At 71.4% G+C, this 17,145-nt stretch carries 10 protein-coding genes; 6 read left to right on the forward strand and 4 right to left on the reverse strand.

Features of this window, described 5'->3' with window-relative positions; translation table 11 throughout:
* The first annotated feature begins 90 nt into the window (after positions 1-90).
* A complete protein-coding gene (locus KIK06_RS20510; RefSeq protein WP_268644735.1) occupies positions 91-1,419 on the forward strand; it encodes a M20 metallopeptidase family protein in 1,329 nt (442 codons plus the stop codon).
* Positions 1,420-1,499: 80 nt separating this feature from the next.
* On the opposite strand, the gene KIK06_RS20515 is transcribed toward KIK06_RS20510, so the two are convergent.
* From KIK06_RS20515 to KIK06_RS20525, 3 genes are all read right to left on the reverse strand, one after another.
* Positions 1,500-2,756, reverse strand: coding sequence for an RNA polymerase sigma factor (locus tag KIK06_RS20515; protein WP_268644736.1), 1,257 nt, complete (start codon positions 2,754-2,756; stop codon positions 1,500-1,502).
* Between the two features lie 130 nt (positions 2,757-2,886).
* Complete coding sequence (locus KIK06_RS20520; protein ID WP_026128081.1) at positions 2,887-3,321, reverse strand: YciI family protein; 435 nt, start codon at positions 3,319-3,321, stop codon at positions 2,887-2,889.
* Between the two features lie 303 nt (positions 3,322-3,624).
* Positions 3,625-4,188: a hypothetical protein gene (locus tag KIK06_RS20525; RefSeq protein WP_017601301.1), complete on the reverse strand. Its 564-nt coding sequence runs from the start codon at positions 4,186-4,188 to the stop codon at positions 3,625-3,627.
* A 342-nt stretch (positions 4,189-4,530) separates the two neighbouring features.
* Here KIK06_RS20525 and KIK06_RS20530 point away from each other — a divergent pair, with 342 nt between their 5' ends.
* A complete protein-coding gene (locus KIK06_RS20530; RefSeq protein ID WP_152486453.1) occupies positions 4,531-4,746 on the forward strand; it encodes a hypothetical protein in 216 nt (71 codons plus the stop codon).
* A gap of 9 nt (positions 4,747-4,755) precedes the next feature.
* On the opposite strand, the gene KIK06_RS20535 is transcribed toward KIK06_RS20530, so the two are convergent.
* Positions 4,756-7,539 (reverse strand): AfsR/SARP family transcriptional regulator, encoded by a 2,784-nt coding sequence (locus KIK06_RS20535; RefSeq protein ID WP_268644737.1) that lies wholly within the window; start codon positions 7,537-7,539, stop codon positions 4,756-4,758.
* A gap of 538 nt (positions 7,540-8,077) precedes the next feature.
* On the opposite strand from KIK06_RS20535, the gene KIK06_RS20540 reads away from it, so the two are divergent.
* The 4 genes from KIK06_RS20540 (at position 8,078) to KIK06_RS20555 (ending at position 17,088) form a co-directional block, all read left to right on the forward strand.
* The gene (locus KIK06_RS20540) at positions 8,078-8,482 is read left to right on the forward strand and encodes a nuclear transport factor 2 family protein (protein ID WP_268644738.1); all 405 of its coding nucleotides are present in this window, start codon (positions 8,078-8,080) and stop codon (positions 8,480-8,482) included.
* Positions 8,483-9,025: 543 nt separating this feature from the next.
* Positions 9,026-9,718, forward strand: a complete 693-nt coding sequence (locus tag KIK06_RS20545; protein ID WP_268644739.1) for an OB-fold-containig protein — start codon at positions 9,026-9,028, stop codon at positions 9,716-9,718.
* 231 nt (positions 9,719-9,949) lie between these two features.
* Positions 9,950-11,995, forward strand: a complete 2,046-nt coding sequence (locus tag KIK06_RS20550; RefSeq protein WP_017601296.1) for an SPFH domain-containing protein — start codon at positions 9,950-9,952, stop codon at positions 11,993-11,995.
* An 11-nt stretch (positions 11,996-12,006) separates the two neighbouring features.
* A complete protein-coding gene (locus tag KIK06_RS20555) occupies positions 12,007-17,088 on the forward strand; it encodes a DNA repair ATPase (RefSeq protein WP_268644740.1) in 5,082 nt (1,693 codons plus the stop codon).
* Positions 17,089-17,145: the final 57 nt, after the last annotated feature.

A 17,145-nucleotide genomic window follows, 5' to 3' on the forward strand; every position in this document is an offset into this window, starting at 1 on the left:
AAGGCACCGGGGAACAGCGTTTGCCCGCGTTTACACCAACCGGGAGGAAACCCGGTCTACCGTGGCCACAACGGCGTCGGGGGAGGAGCGATGAGTCGGACCATCGCGGACGTGGAGTCGCTGTGGGAGGCCGTCGACCGGCACACCGCGGCGATCGGGTCGAAGCTGGTCGGCTGGCGCCACCACTTGCACGCGCACCCCGAACTGCCCAACCGGGAGCGGGACACCGCCGCCTTCGTCACCCGCCACCTCTGCTCTCTGGGCCTGAACGAGGTCCGGACCGGCGTGGGCGGGTACGGCGTCGTCGGCGTCCTCGAGGGCGGCCTGCCCAGTGACCGGGTCGTCGCGCTGCGCGCCGACATCGACGCCCTCCCCGTCAAGGAGGACAGCGGTGTCGACTTCGCCTCCACCGTCGTCGACGACGACTACCCCGACGGACCGTTCCCCGTGGCGCACGCCTGCGGCCACGACTGCCACACCGCGATGCTCATGGGCGCCGCCGAGATCCTGTCCGACCTGCGCTCGGAGCTTCCCGGCACGATCCTCTTCGTCTTCCAGCCCGCCGAGGAGGGTCCTCCGATGGGCGAGGACGGCGGGGCGCGCGCCATGGTCGCCTCCCCGGCGCTGCTCGACCCCGCCCCCACGATGGTGTTCGGCCTGCACGTGGTCCCGCTGCCCACGGGCGTCGTCGGCTACCACGTCGGCAACCTCCTGGCCGCGTCGTGCGCGGTGCGGATCACCGTCCACGGCCAGCAGGTGCACGGGTCGATGCCGTGGCTGGGCGTGGACCCGATGCCCCCGGCGGCCGAGATCGTCTCCGCCTGCGGCCAGATCTACCGGCAGGTCCCGGCGACCTCACCGGTCGCCGTGTCCATCGGGCACGTGGAGGACACGGGCCGGTTCAACATCATCGGCGACTCGGTGGTCCTGTGGGGCACCGTCCGCTGCCTCGACGCGGCCGACATGGACACCGTGCGGGACCGACTGCGCCGCGCCGCCCAGCACATCGCGCTGGCCCACGGATGCACGGCCGAGGTCGAATACCTCCAGAGCGTGCCCCCGGTGAGGAACACGCCCGCGTGGACGTCGGCGACCCTGCCCACCCTGCGCAGGGTGGTCGGGGAGGAGATGGTCAAGCGCACCGAGTCGACCCTCGGCTGCGACGACGTGTCGGAACTCGTCGGCGCCTTCGGCGGGCTCTTCGTCCTGCTCGGCTGCCAGGACACGGAGTACGTCGGGGGCGCGCTGCACGCGATCCCCGGACAGCGGGGGGCGGCGACCAACCACAACCCCGCCTTCTACGCCGACGACTCGGTCCTGGCCACGGGGACGCGGCTGCACGCCAACGTCGCGATCGACCACGTGACCGGGCGGATCGACCCGGCCCTGGTGGGGCAGCCCGGCCCGCCCGCCTTCTAGACCGTGCCCGTTGCGGGCCCGCCGCTCCTCCCCGGCCCGTGTTCGGGGGAACGGGCCTCGGACACCTGAGGGCGCGGTGCTCACTCTCGCCGGGCGCGCTCCAGCAGCAGATCCCGTTCGCGTTCGTTGCGGGTGAGCTCGGCCGCGCGTTCGAACTCCGCGCGCGCCTCCTCGCCCCGCCCCAGCCGCGAGAGCAGGTCACCGCGGACGGAGGACCACGGGTGGTACCCCTCCAGGGCGGGCTCGTCGCGCAGGCGGTCGACGAGTGCGAGCGCCGGCCCCGGGCCCACCGCCATCGACACCGCCACCGCGTGGTTGAGCGCCACCACCGGAGAGGCGGTCACCTCGACCAGGGCCGCGTACAGTACGGCGATCGCCATCCAGTCGGTGTCCTCCGGCGTGGCCGCACGCGCGTGCTCGGCGGCGATCCCCGCCTGGAGCGAATACGGTCCCCTCCTGTCGGCGGGGTCGGCGGGCAGTGACCGGTCCAGGGCCGCCAGTCCCCGGTTGACGAGGAGCCGGTCCCAGCGGGAGCGGTCCTGTTCCAACAGCGGGACCGGCACGCCGTCGGGGCCCACCCTGGCGCGGAACCGGGACGCCTGAAGCTCCATCAGCGCGACCAACCCGTGGACCTCGCGCTCCTTGGGCAGCAGACCGACAAGCACCCGGCCCAGACGCATGGCCTCCTCACACAGGTCCGTACGCATCCAGTCCGGTCCGGACGTGGCCGTGTACCCCTCGTTGAAGACCAGGTAGAGGACCTCCAGGACGGAGGAGACCCGGGCGTCGCGATCCTCGCCGACCGGCACCTCGAAGGGCACCCTCCTCTTCGCGAGGGTCCGCTTGGCCCGGACGATGCGCTGGGCGACGGTCGGTTCGGGGACGAGGAAGGCCCGGGCGATCTCGTCGGTGGTGAGCCCGCCCAGGAGGCGCAGGGTCAGGGCGACCCGGGAGTCGGTGGACAGCACCGGATGACAGCACACGAACATAAGCCTGAGCAGGTCGTCGCCGTAGTCCTCCTCCAGGACCGCGTCGAACTCCGCCTGCCCGTCGTTCTCCTGGATCTCCCGGCCGAGGTCGGCCATCCGCAGCCTGAACCGCTCGTCGCGGCGCCAGCGGTCCAGCATCCGGCGCTTGGCGACCGTCGTCAGCCACGCGCCCGGGGTGTCGGGCACCCCCTCCTCCGGCCATTTCTCCAGGGCGCTGACCAGTGCGTCCTGGGCGAACTCCTCGGCGAGGCCGACGTCGCCGACCACACGGGTGAGGGCGGCGACGAGACGGGCGGACTCGATCCGCCAGACCGCCTCCACCGCACGGGTCGCGTCAGTGTGGCTCACGCCCCCATCCCAGCAGGGTGAGCCACACCACCGCAAGCGCGCCCGTCGCCCGCCACCGCCCGGAAGCCGCCTCCGCGGCAAGGGCGGGACGCCCTCAACCGACGGCCTCCGGCCGCGGCGCCTCCCGTGGTCAGCCGTTCTCGTACCCCTGGGCGCGCAGTTCCCGCTCGCGCTCCTTGACGTGGTCGGGGACCTCGTCACCGAAGTCCTCCAGTTCGGCGATGCGCCGCAGCCGCAGGTTGAGGACGGTGTCGTCGCCCTCCGGCGGGTGGGGGCAGCGCTTGGCCCACTCGATCGCCTCCTCGCGGGAGGAGACCTGGAGGATCCAGTATCCGGCGATGACCTCCTTGGCCTCGGCGAACGGGCCGTCGGTGACGGTCGCCCGGCCGTCACGGAAGCTGACGACCGCCCCCTCGGAGGTCGGCGCCAACCCCTCGCCCGCGAGCAGGACCCCGGCCTTGACCAGCTCATCGTTGTAGGCCGCCATCGCCTCGAAGACCTCCGCCGGCGGCACCTTCCCGGCTTCGGCGTTCTCGTCCGACATGATCGCCATCAGGTAGCGCATGGTGTTCACCTTCCGTGGTCCGCGGGAGCCGTGTCCCCCGCTCTCACCCACACGTCGAACGGGACCCGCGCGGATCGACACCCCGCCCGAGATTTTTTTGGGGATCACTCTCGGCTGGCCGTCTCCGCCGGGAGCGCCACGCGTTCGCTCCACCTCACCGCGGACGGCGGTCTCCGTTCGTCCGGCGACGCCGGACTGTGCCACGGCGACCTCGGGAACCTGGAGTCCTCGTCGTCGGTCGCCCGGCTCCGGGGCGGCGCAGAGCCTCCCCCGCTCTTCGATCCGCCCGTCGCGTGCCCCGGATCAGCCCACCGCCTCGAGCGCGTTGAGCCAGGAGCGGCTGAGCGACACCGTGGCCGTGTCCGCGCCCCTCCGCACCAGTTCCTCGCTCAACACGGGGTGCTTCACCACGCGGTCGGCACGGGTCATCAGGTCGAGGTCGGCACGCTTGAGCACGGCCTTGACGAGGGCGTTCTCCACCGTCGCGCGCACCTCCACCGCGAAGGGGCTGTGGCTGGCCGGCAGGAAAGGGCCCGGGTACCGGTCCAGGGCCTCCTCGGTCCCGCCCGAACGCAGCAGACCGAGTACCTCGGCCACGTCGCAGGAGACGCCCTCCTCCAGCCAGTAGGAGCCGCGCAGCCGGTCATAGCGCACGGGCAGTCCGATCTTGCGCGCCCGCAGCGCCAGGGTCGGCAGGCTGGAGGGGGCGGGGTCGCCCTCGAAGAGGTTGACCATCATCCAATCCCGCTGGGCCCGTCCTCCGGAGAGCACCAGCAGCGCGGTGAGTTCCACCGCCCTTCTGCTCGGGACGGTCACGCCGTCCACCGCGCAGGATCCGAGCGTCGAGATCTCCACCGTTCTTTCCATGGGGGAAGCTCCTCAGGTCGTGGTACGAACCGTCCGGCGTCGACCGGTTCGATGACCACCTTCCGGTCGCCCCGCATCCCGCACCTATCGGTGCCCTATTCCGTGAAGACCGTGTGAAGGAAAGGCGAGAGTGAATCCGATGAAATAGAGATGAGCGATAATTCGCATGTTTCGCGTTCCCCCGGCCTCCGTCGCCGAAGCCTGGCCGCCATCGGCCATCCCACCGCCCCCACCTGCGGGAAGGGGACGCGGATAGCCGAGGGATAGGGAAGGGAACGGCCGGCTTCCTAGGTTGGCGTCGTCCCCGAAGAACGGGGTCCCGCATCCTCCGGAAAGGCAGTCATGAAGGCTATGAAGTCGCTCGCCACGATCGTCATCGCCGTCGCGCTCCCCCTCCTCGCGGCCGAGCCCGCGACGGCGGCCACAACGCAGACGCACGCGGCGCCGGAGGTCTCCCGGATCGGTGAGATCGTCCGCGACCTCGACGACGCCAAGGAGGGTGTCCACGAGGTGGTCAGCCTCCTGACCGGGAGCGGTAACGGCTGGGAGCGAGGGTGACCCCACCCCTCAGCCCAGTCGTGCCAGTTCCTGTTCGATCCAGACCCGGCCCTCCGTGTCACGCAGCTCCGTGAAGAGATCGGAGGAGCGCGACAGGAGGGCGCGGGCCTCGGCCGTCCGCCCGCTGAACGCGTGCACCCGTGCCAGGGCACGCAGGACGACCGCCTTCCCGGAGGGGTCGTCGAGCTCCTCGACCAGGTCGAGTGCGCTCTGGAGGTGCTCCAGGGCCCGGGCGTACTCCGCGACGTCCGTGTCCACCATGCCGATCCGGTGCAGGACCTGGGCACGGGCTCTGGAGTCCCCCGTCTCCTCCGCGATGGCCAGGGCCCGGGCGAGCTCGCTCCGGCCCCGCACGGTGTCCCCGGCCAGACACCGGAGATAGCCCGCGTACATGAGGCTGCGCCACTGGCCGCCCAGGTCGTCTATTTCCTCGAACCCCGCCAGAGCCTGGTCACAGAGTGTGATCGCCCCTTGTTGGTCGCCGCCCAGATGTACCAGGTCCGCCATCTCCCTACGGGTGAGCGCCTCACCGTGGACATCGCCCAGGTCGACGAACTCCTCCAGCGCCTCCTCCAGGATCCGCCTCCGCGCGGCCATGCCGTGATGCCTGGTCACGGGGTCGTTCACCGCCTCTATCAGCGCCGCCCGTCCGCGCCGGTTGCCGCGTTCGCGCAGGAACGGCTCCACCGTGTCGTACAGCTCCTGGACGTCGTCCAGATAACCGCGGCGGATGAGGAACGGGGAGAGGCCCACGACCAGGTCCCAGGTGTGCTCGTCCAGTCCCTCGGCCATGGCCTGGTCGACGGCGTGCCGGATGTTGGACCGCTCGGCCTCCCACCATTCGCACGGGTCGGCCAGCAGCCGTTCCACGTACCGAGCCGGGAGCGGCCACCGGGGCGCCGTCCCGCGCAGGCGCAGGTAGTCGCCGCCCACCAGCCGCCGGTTAGCCGTGTCCAGGAGGGACAGCCAGCCGCCCAGCAGACGCTCCACGGCGGGCCGCCCCTCCTCATCCTCCCGGAGGAACCGCTCACGGGAGAAGTCACGGACGAGTTCGTGGAAACGGTAGACCGACTCACCCGCGGCGTCGGTCCCGACGACGTCGATCATGTGCGCGTCCACGAGGGGCTCGACCAGGTCCGAGGGAAAGGGCCGGTCGTCGTCGAGCAGCGCTCCGGCCGCCCAGGCCGGGATGGTGGGGCCCTCCAACGTCCCGAGCAGCCGGAAGGCACGGGCGGTCCGCGGGTCGATCCCGTCGTAGGTCAGGGAGAGGCTGGCCCGGACGGTCATGTCGCCGTGCGCCAACTCGTCCAGCCGCTTGCGCTCGTCCGCGAGGCGCTCCACCATCGTGGCGAGCCGCCAGCGGGGCCGGGCCGCCAGCCGGGCGGAGATGATGCGCAGCGCCAGGGGCAGACGGCCGACGGCGCGGACCAGGGCCCCGGCCGCGTCGGGCTCGGCACGCACCCGCTCCTCCCCCAGGACACGGGAGAGCAGATCGATCGACACCTCGTCCGGCAGCGTGTCCAGGACCACCTGGGCGGCGCCGGGCAGGCCGGTGAGGAAGGCGCGCGAGGTCACGAGGACACCGCAGCCCGCGCCCGCGGGGACGAGCGGGGCCAGCTGGGCCTCGTCGGCGGCGTCGTCCAGTACGACCAGCACCCGCCGGGAGGCGAGCATCCCCCGGTACATGGCCGCCCGCTCGTCGACGTCCTCGGGGATGCCCTGCGCCGGGACGCCCAGGGAACGCAGGAACCTGCTCAGAACGTCGGAAGAGGTCAGCGGGTTGCCCCGGGTGGCCCGAAGATCGCAGTAGAGCTGTCCGTCCGGGTAGTGATCGGCGGCCAGGGCGTGGGCGACGCGCATGGCGGTGGCGCTCTTGCCCACTCCGGGACGGCCCATGAGCACCGCGACACCGACCTGGTCACCGCTGTCGACCAGGGTCCGGGTGATGGTGCGGGTGACCTCCTCGCGACCGACGAAGTCGGCGGTGTCGGTGGGCAGTTGGTAGGGGTGGGCGGCCGAGTCGGTCCTCCGCGGCCCCTCCTCGTCGGCGGGGGGCGCGGAGGACTCCGAAGCGGGCACGGGTGTGGGAGCTGCGGCGGGCACCTGGAGCGCGGGATCCCCGGAGAGGATGGCACGTTCCAACCCCCGGAGTTCCTCACACGGTTCCAGGCCGAGTTCCTCCACGAGCAGATCGCGTCCGGCGCGGTACTCGTCGAGCGCCTCCGCCTGCCGCCCGGACCGGTACAGGGCGAGCATCAGCTGGGCGCGCAGGCTTTCGCGGAGCGGATGCTCACCGACCAGGGTGCGGATCTCCCCGATCAGCCGGGCGTGGTGCCCCAGATCCAGTTCGATGTCCAGGTGGGACTCGATCACCGACAGCCGCTCCTCGTCCAGCCGGACGGCCTTGGCCGCCAGCGGGGCGGAGTCGACACCGCTCAGGGTCGGGCCGCGCCAGAGTTCCGCGGCGGCGCGCAGGCTGGCCGCGGCCTCCTCCCAGCGTCCAGCGTCCCTCAGCTCGGCGGCCTCGCTAACCAGGGAACGCTGGACGTGCACGTCCACGGTCGCGGGGTCGACGACGAGCAGGTACCCCGGCGGACGAGTCTCGATGGACGCCCCGACGGGCCGCAGGAGGCGGCGCAGCCGGGAGACGCAGATCTGTACCTGGGTGCGGGCCGTCTCCGGGGGCTCGTGCTCCCAGAGAACGTCGATCAGGTGATCGACGGAGACGACGCGTTCGAGATCGAGGAGCATGGCGCTGAGGACGGTCTGCTGGCGCCCGGCCGGTACGGGCACCGGGCCCGCGGGCCCGGTGACCTCCAGGGGGCCGAGCAGCCGGAACCGGATTCCGGACTGCTCCTGGGTGATGTCGATCTTCCCTCCTCAGGAATCACCACGCTGTTTGGCGGACCTTGCACACGACCTCGGTATTCTACACGAATACCGATTCACCAAGCCACAAGTCTTCCCCTCCGGAACCCTCGGAGCCAGCGGATGAGATTTTTAATAAATCATTGAACTATCACCCCTAAGTCCACCGCCGCCAGAGACTGGGGCGCGGAGTCCCCGCAGTTCAGAGGGTTTTGATCCGCTCCGGTGGGGCCAGCCGGCATCCGGGTGGCGCGCGAACCACGAACCAGCGCAACGGAACGGACGGAAACGTGGCCGGATCCGGCCACCGTGGAACCCCGTTTCCAGGCGGCACGGAATCATCACGGCAATCGTTGGACACGGAAAGCCCTCCCTCCGAAGCGCTGATAGCAGCGTGATAGCGGAAGAATTCCGACCACGCTCAGCATGGGGCCTGGAACACACGGAAGAGGAGGAGAGCACCGTGTCCCAGCCCCAGGGAGGCCCCCCGTCTCCGCCACCCGGCACCAGCGTCTCGTCCATCGGGGCCGAACACGCCCTCTTGACCTATCTCTACCTGGACCGGGGGGACGTGGACGGATATGCCTCACTCGTGGACGGCGACGCCCGCTTCGAGCATCCGGGGTTCCCGGTCGCCCACGGCGCGGAGGCGGCCGCCGCCCTCGCCCTGAGGTGCTGCGGGTCCGGTGGGAGCCACCGCCCCCAACGTGTCATCACCGCCGAGCGGGATGTGGTCGTGACCGGCGAACTCGTCCTCCAGGACACGGAGGACGAGGAGCGCTCCAGCGAAGAGTTCGCCGACCTCTTCGCGATCACCGAACACGGCCTCCTCGCCTCCTGGAGGAGGTTTCGCCGACGTACCGACTGACCACCCCCGACGAGCGGTCGGCGACCGTGAGGCCCGTGTGAGGAGCCGGTCGGCGCCCTACACGGGAAGGAGGCGCCCGTCCGCGTGCTCCTCCGCTCCACCATGGCCGACGGCCGGTTCCGGGACGCCTCCGCCGAGATCGCCGGGGCGGCACGGCACCGGCGGGGTCGTCCAGGCGTGGCCGACCGCCGACCGCCTCCTCGAACTCCCGTCACCGGCGGACCGGGCCCGCGGGTACCAGGAGGCCGTGCTGTCCCGGATCGGCGAGGAGGGGTTCCGCACCGGAGCGCGGGGCCGGACCTCCCTGCTCGGCCGTACGCCGCCACGCTCTTGGCCGCCTCGGCGGTCGTGACCGTCCTGACCGTGGCCACAACCGGTCAAAAACGGTCAAACCCACCCCGCGGAGCCGTGCTGAACTGGGGGGTTCGGTAGAGTCCGGGGCGGTTCGACGTTGACGGGCACCCCCACGGGTGGCCGGGGCGCCTCGCGCGGGCGCCCGGAACGGGCCTCGGCATCGGAAAACACGGCGGGAGTGTGTGACCAGTGGGGCTCTTCCTCAGTACCGCCTTCGGCTTCCCCACCGTGCTGTTCACACCGATGCTGATCGTCGCGGCCGTCTACTGGATCCTCGTCGTGGTCGGCGCGGCCGACACCGAGCTCCTCGACGGTGTGGACGCCGACGGTGAGGCAGCCGGCCTGAGCGCTCTCATGACCCGGGCGGGTCTGCTGGGCGGATCCGGCCGGACATCGGCCGAGAGCCACGGCGAACGGAGCGGCGCGCGCGCCCCGGTCACGGTCTCGCTCACCCTCATGGTGGGCGTCGCCTGGTTCGTGAGCATGATGGGCGGCATCATGACCAGCCTCCTCGAAACCACGTCCCCCTCCCTGCTGCTCGCCCTCGGCGCCGTGGTCCTGCTGATCGCGCTGATCGCCGCCTGGGCGGTCACCAGCGGACTGGCGATGGCCGTCGCCCGGCTCCTGCCCGGGCGACGGAGCGACTCCAAGCACGACCTGGTCGGCCGTACCTGTGTGATCCGTATCGGCGAGGCCTCTGAGGGCTTCGGCCGCGCCGAGATCACCACCGACGCCGGGGCCGAGATCTCCATCCACGTCCGCACCACCGGCGGGGAGGTCCTGCCCCTCGGCAGCACCGCCCTGATCTTCGACCACGACCGGGAGAACGACGTCTTCCTGGTCACCCACTTCGACCCGGCCCTCGATCCCGGCCGGGACTGACCACCGCCGCGCGGACCGCCCCGGCATCCGGGGCGGGCGCCCCCGGCCGCCTCCGGCCATCCCTCCCCCGACCAGGTGTCACCCTCGGCCGTTCGACGGCCGGGGAGGGAACCGTTCCGGTGTCCGTCGCGTCCCATTCCCGCGAGCACCTCGGACACGGCCCCCGCCGCGCACACCTCCCCCGGTGCTCGCCAGCCCCACCGCACGCCACGTGTAGAAGGAGACCCCCACGTGTTGTTGAGCGCAGCCACCACGGGACAGGAGGCGACCAGCGCGGCCTTCCTGACCGTCGGTGTCGCCCTGGCCGTCGGAATCGTCGTCCTCCTGGCCCTGATCCTCATGGTCACGCGGCTGTTCCGCAAGGTCGAGCAGGGCAAGGCCCTGATCATCTCCAAGATCCGGGATGTCCACGTCACCTTCACGGGCGCGATCGTCCTCCCGGTCCTGCACAAGGCCGAGATCATGGACATCTCGCTCAAGACGCTGACCCTGGACCGGCGCGGACGCGAGGGCCTGACCTGCAAGGACAATATCCGCGCTGACATCAGGGTCTACTTCTACGTCCGCGTGAACGAGACCGCCGAGGACGTCCGCAAGGTCGCCAAGTCCATCGGGACCGAGCGGGCCAGCGACCAGGACACGCTCCAGGAGCTGTTCAACTCCAAGTTCTCCGAGGCGCTCAAGACCGTCGGCAAGCAGTTCGACTTCGAGGAGCTGTTCACCCAGCGCGAGCAGTTCCGCCACGCGATCGTCTCGCTCATCGGCACCGACCTCAACGGCTACAGCCTGGAGGACGTGGCCATCGACGAGCTGGAGCAGACCCCGCTGCACCAGCACGACGCCAACAACATCCTCGACGCGCAGGGCATCAGCAAGATCACCGAGCGCACGGCGATCGAGCACAAGCGCACCAACGAGTTCGAGAACGACCGCAAGCAGGAGATCGACCGGCAAAACACCGAGACCGCCGAGACCCTCGCCGAGCTGGAGAAGCGCCGTGAGGAGTCCGCGGCCAAGGCCAAGCGCGAGATCGAGATCATCCGCGCGCGCGAGGAGGCCGAGACCGCGCGCGTCCAGGCCGAGGAGCGGCTCAAGGCCGAGACCGCCAACATCCGCACCAGCGAGGCGCTGGGCGTCCAGCACCAGAACCAGCAGCGCGAGATCGCGGTCGCCGAGAAGAACCGCGAGCGCGTCATCGCCATCGAGACCGAGCGGATCGAGAAGGACCGCATGCTGGAGGTCATCGGCCGCGAGCGTGAGACCGAGCTGAGCCGCATCTCGAACGCCAAGGAGATCGAGGGCGAGAAGCGCGAGGTCGCCGACGTCGTCCGCGAGCGGGTCGCCGTCGACCGCACCGTCGCCGAGCAGGAGGAGGCGATCAAGCGGCTGCGCGCGGTCGAGGAGGCCGAGCGCACACGCCAGGCGATCATCATCCAGGCCGAGGCCGAGGCCCAGGAGAACCTGGTCAAGGACATCAAGGCCGCCGAGGCCGCGGAGTCGGCCGCCAAGCACCGCGCCGCCGAGGAGCTGACCCTCGCCGAGGCCCGCCAGCAGGCCGCCGAGCTGGACACCCGCGCCAAGATCCGCCTCGCCGAGGGCCTCCAGGCCGAGGCCGCCGCGAGCGGTCTGGCCGAGGTCCAGGTGCGCGAGCAGGACGCCGAGGCGATCGAGAAGGTCGGCCGCGCCGAGGCCGTCGTCTCCCGGGAGAAGGCCGAGGCCGAGGCCGAGGCCATCGAGCGGAAGCTGCGCGCCGAGGCCGCCGGTCTCAACGACAAGGCCGGGGCCATGGCCGCCCTGGACCAGGTCAGCCGCGAGCACGAGGAGTACCGCCTGCGACTGGAGGCCGAGAAGGAGGTCCGCCTGGCCGGGATCGACGTGCACCGCCAGGTCGCCGAGGCCCAGGCCACCGTCATGGCCGCCGGCCTGGAGAGCGCCGACATCAACATCGTCGGCGGCGACGGCGCCTTCTTCGACCGGATGGTCAACTCCATCGGCCTGGGCAAGGCCGTGGACGGCTTCGTCGGCAACTCCGAGACCGTCCAGGCGCTGGGCAACGGCTTCCTCAACGGCGAGGCCGACCTCAGCGACGAGCTGGGCCGGCTCCTGTCGTCCATCGGCACCGAGGACGTCAAGAACCTCACCGTCTCCGCTCTGCTGCTCCAGCTCATCAGCGCGGGCGGCCCGCAGGCCGACAAGCTCGACCAGCTGCTCGGCAAGGCCCGTGAACTCGGTGTGGACACACTCCCCGTGACCGCGCTCGCCCCCGTGAAGCAGTGAGGTAGTCCTCCGTGACCGAGGCCCAGTCCCAGGAGACCGCAAGCCCCGGACCGGACGCCGAGGACGCGCGGACGCTGGACGCGGGCACCTACGAGGTGCTCCGCGCCCGGCTCCGCGAGCAGACCGGCGAGCTGGCCCGGCGAACCGAGGCGCTCAACGCCCGCCGCCTGGAGGTGTTCGGCGGGTCGGACATGACCCTTCTGGGGACCGAACGCATCCGTACCGAGCACAACTGCGTGCCCCGGGACATCATCAGTGTCGGGCGTTCCGTCGGCGACGGCGCCGACGGGGACATGATCCTGTTCGGCTACAACGTCTTCATCGGCCTACAACGGGAGACCCGCGTCTGCGACGTGTTCTCCACACACCGGTACGAGCACGACGACGACTCCTTCACGTTCGTCGACGCGCCCGAGGACGCCGTGCCCGGGCTCCTGTCGGACGAGGAGTTCCGGCAGGAGTTCGCGCGGCTGTACCGCTACTACCGGGACACCCGGCTGTTGCAGCTGCGCCGTGTGGAGGACCGCCTGTTGGCGGTGTTCCAGACGGGACCGAACACCGAGGACGTACGCGTGCTGCGGTGGTCGGTCTCGCCGACGGGCGAGCTCTCCTACATGGACGACCGGGGCGAGCGCGACCACGTCCGCCCGCCCGCGCACGACTTCACGTGGGTGGAGACCACCCGTGAGGACCACGTGTCCGGCCGCCACCCGCACATCTCGATCCTCGACGAGCTGTTCGTGGAGACGGTGAACGGCGACCTCACCATCAAGGTGGAGAACAACACCGAGGTCGGCGAGGGAATCTACAGCGAACCGGTCGACGAGTCGCTCCAGAGCCTGGCCGACGCCTCCGTCCACTACGCGCGGGTCGGCGCGCTCATCCTCCTACGCGTCCTGCCCTACAACGAGACCGAGTGGCGCCACCTGGTCTTCAACACCCGCACCAAGGCGGTGGAGCGGCTCGACGGGATCGGCCAGGCGTGCCAGCGCCTGCCCGACGACCAGGGCCTCATCTTCCCCGGCGGGTACCACCTGACGACCGGCGCCGTGCGCACGTTCGACACCGACGTCACCGACCTGGAGTTCGAGCGGGTCGTGCGCTCTCCCAACGGCGAGGACGTGCTGTACGTCTTCCACTCGCCCGCGGACGGCCGCAGTCTGCTGCTGTCGTACAACACCATCCGCAAGGAGGTCGCCACCCCGATCGTCTGCCACGGGTACTCCCTGTTCGACGACGGCACGATGACCGTCTTCCGGGAGACCTCGGACGAGCCGACCCGCGTGCACCCGATGCAGGTGTGGCGGACGCCGTACGTGTCGGACGTGTACGCGGCGGCCCAGCCGGTGGGTACGGGTCCGCTGGAGCGCATCGGCAACGCCGAGCTGGTCCGCGGCGTGTCCGAGTGCCTGTCGGTGGCCCGGATCGCCAGCGACATGAGCCCGTCCACCGAGGTCTTCGAGGCGATCATCGCCTCCTGCCGCCGGGTGGCCGACCGCTTCCACTGGCTGGGCGAGGAGGAGCTGGGAGACCTGGCCTCCCCGCTGGCTGAGGTGCGGGCCACCGCCGAGCGGGTGCTGGAGGAGTTCGAGACCGTCCAGGCCCTGACCCGGCAGGCCGCTGACGCCCTCGCGGAGACCGAGGCGCGGGTGACCGCGCTCATCCGCACGTCGCGGGGCGAGACCCCCCGGTCGGCGGAGGGATGGGTGGAGCGGCTGACCGAACTGCGCCGCGCGCAGGGGCAGGCGGCCACGCTCTCCGAGACGCGCTACGTGGACACCGACCGGCTGGCCGAGCTGGACGGGCGGCTGTCCGAGGAGATCGACGCGGTCGGCCGGCGCACGGTGGGCTTCCTCGAACAGGACGACGCGTTCGACGGTTACCACTCCGACGTGGCGCGGCTGGTCGGGGAGGCCGAGGGGATCGACGCGGTCAGCGCCGCGACGGCCGTCGGCGAGCGCATCGAGGAGCGCACCGAGGGCCTCCAGGTGGTCACCGAGGTCGTGGGGTCCCTGGACATCGGCGACGCCCGGGTCCGCACGCGGATCCTGGAGCGGATCGGCGAGGTCCTGGCCGGGATCAACCGGGCCCGGGCCACACTGGAGTCGCGCCGCAGGGAACTGTTGGCCCAGGAGGGACGGGCCGAGTTCGCCGCGGAGTTCGCGCTGCTGGGGCAGGCGATCACCGGCGCGCTGGCGGCCGCCGACACGCCCGACCGCTGCGACGAGCAGCTCGGCCGGATCATGCTCCAGGTGGAGAACCTGGAGTCGCGGTTCGCCGAGTTCGACGACTTCCTCGCGGAGCTGTCGGACAAGCGCGAGGACGTGTACGAGGCGTTCTCCACGCGCAAGCAGTCGCTCGTGGACGAGCGGTCGCGCCGGGCGGACCGCCTGGCCTCGTCCGCCGCCCGGGTCCTGGAGGGCGTGCACCGCCGGGTCGCCACGCTCTCCACGCTGGAGGACGTCAACACCTACTTCGCCTCCGACGCGATGGTGTCCCGGCTGCGGCGCACGGTCGGGGAGATGCGCGAGCTCGGCGACTCCGTGCGCGCCGAGGAGCTGGAGGGCCAGATCCTGTCGGCCCGGCAGGAGGCCGGGCGGGCGCTGCGGGACCGGGCCGACCTGTTCGAGGGCGGACCCGGCGGCGAGACCATCCGGCTGGGGCGGCACCGGTTCGCGGTCAACACCCAGCCGATCGACCTCACCCTCACCCCGCACGACGGGACGATGGCGGTCGCGCTCACGGGCACCGACTACCGCGAACCGGTCACGGACGCGGCCTTCGGCCGGACCCGCCACCTGTGGGACCGTCTGCTGGTCTCCGAGAGCGACGACGTCTACCGGGCGGAGTACCTGGCGACGTCGATCCTGGCCGCCGCGGAGGAGGGCTCTCCGGAAACGGCGGCGGCCGAAGGCAGTCGATCGAGAGCCGGCGGAGGGCGACGGGAGGGCCTGAGCCTCGACGCCCTGGCCGAGGCGGGAGTGCACGCCGAGAACGGGTCCCTGCTGGAGCTGGTGCGCGGGGTCGCCGAGACCCGCTACGACGAGGGCTACGAGCGCGGCGTGCACGACCACGACGCCGCCCTCATCCTGTCCGCGCTGCTCAGGCTGCGCGCCGGGGCCGGTCTGCTGCGGTATCCGGGTACCACGCGCGCGGTGGCGCAGCTGTTCTGGGCCTACGGCGCGGGCAAGGAGGAACGGACCGCCTGGCGCACGCGCGCCGGGTCGCTGGCGCGCGCCCGCGCGGTCTTCGGGGTACGGCGCTCGGCGGCGGTCGACGCGCTGCGCACGGAGCTGGCCGAGGGCGTGGACGCCTTCCTCACCGGGACCGGGCTGTACCAGGACACCGACCTGGAGCTGGTGGGCGAGTACCTGTTCGAGGAGCTGGCCGAGGGATCGCGGACGTCGTCGGGCTTCGTGTCCGGGGCGGGCGCGCGGCTGCTCCTGGACCGGTTCCACCGGGCCCTGGGCAGTACGAGGGAGACCACGCGCAAGGCGTTCGAGGACGACCTGCGCACGCTGGAGGGCGACCTGGCGGCGCGGCACCAGCTGGTGACCGCGTGGCTGGAGGCGTTCGCGACCACGCTCGACGAGGTGGACCCGGGCGACCTGCCCGAGGCGGCGGCGATCGAACTCACCGGGTCGGCCGTGGAGCGGTACGAGTCGTCGGCGGCGGTGGGCGAGACCGTGACGGGCCTGCTCGGCACCCACCCGCGCGTGCGGGACCGGTCCCTGGAGGTGCGGCTGGACGAGATCCTGCCGCGCACCCGGGCGTTCCGCGCCCGCGACGTGCCCGCCTACCGGGACTTCCAGCGGCGCCGCAACGAGCTGGTGGCCGCCGAGCGCGAGCGCCTGCGGCTGGAGGAGTACCGGCCCAAGGTGATGAGCGGGTTCGTCCGCAACCGCCTGCTGGACGAGGCCTACCTCCCGCTGATCGGCGACAACCTGGCCAAGCAGCTGGGCGCGGCGGGCGACGACAAGCGGACCGACCAGAGCGGACTGCTGCTGCTCATCTCCCCGCCGGGGTACGGCAAGACCACGCTGATGGAGTACGTGGCCAGCCGCCTGGGGCTGGTGTTCGTCAAGGTCAACGGGCCCGCGCTGGGGCACGGCGTGACCTCGCTCGACCCGGACGAGGCGCCCGACGCCACGTCGCGGCAGGAGGTCGAGAAGATCTCCTTCGCGCTGGAGATGGGCAACAACGCCCTGCTGTACCTGGACGACATCCAGCACACCAACCCGGAGCTGCTCCAGAAGTTCATCTCCCTCTGCGACGGCCAGCGCCGGATGGAGGGCGTGTGGAACGGGCGGACGCGCACCTACGACCTGCGCGGGAAGCGGTTCGCGGTGTGCATGGCCGGAAACCCGTACACGGAGCAGGGCAAGCGGTTCCGGATCCCGGACATGCTGGCCAACCGCGCCGACGTGTACAACCTGGGCGACGTGCTGTCCGGCAAGGAGGAGATGTTCGCGCTCAGCTACATCGAGAACGCGCTCACCTCCAACTCCACGCTCGCCCCGCTGTCCACGCGCGACCGGGAGGACGTGTACACGTTCGTGCGGATGGCCGAGGGCGACGGGTCGGTCGGCACGGACCGGCTGAGCCACCCGTACTCGGCGGCCGAGGTGGACCGGATCGTGTCGGTGCTGCGCAAGATGCTGCGCGTGCGCGAGGTGGTGCTGGCCAACAACCAGGCCTACATCGCCTCGGCGGGCCAGTCCGAGGACGCGCGCACGGAGCCGCCGTTCCAGCTCCAGGGCTCGTACCGGAACATGAACCGGCTGGCGGAGAAGATCGTGCCGGTGATGAACGACGCCGAGGTGGAGGCCGCGATCGACGACCACTACCTGGGCGAGGCGCAGACCCTGACGTCGGGCGCGGAGGCCAACCTGCTCAAGCTGGCGGAGCTGCGCGGGGTGATGACGCCCGAGCAGGAGGCCCGCTGGACGGAGGTCAAGGAGGCGTTCCGCCGGAGCCGCGCGCTGGGCGGGGGCGAGGACGACCCGATGACGCGCGCGATCGGGGCGATGGGCCTGCTCGCCGACCGGGTGGGGTCGATCGGCACGGCCATCGACCGCGCCGCGGAGCGGTAGCGCGCCCCCGCGCACGCGGGCCGTCACCCCGAAGGGGGTGGCGGCCCGTCCGCGTCT

The sequence above is a fragment of the Nocardiopsis sp. EMB25 genome, from assembly GCF_026797795.1.
Taxonomy (GTDB): domain Bacteria; phylum Actinomycetota; class Actinomycetes; order Streptosporangiales; family Streptosporangiaceae; genus Nocardiopsis; species Nocardiopsis lucentensis.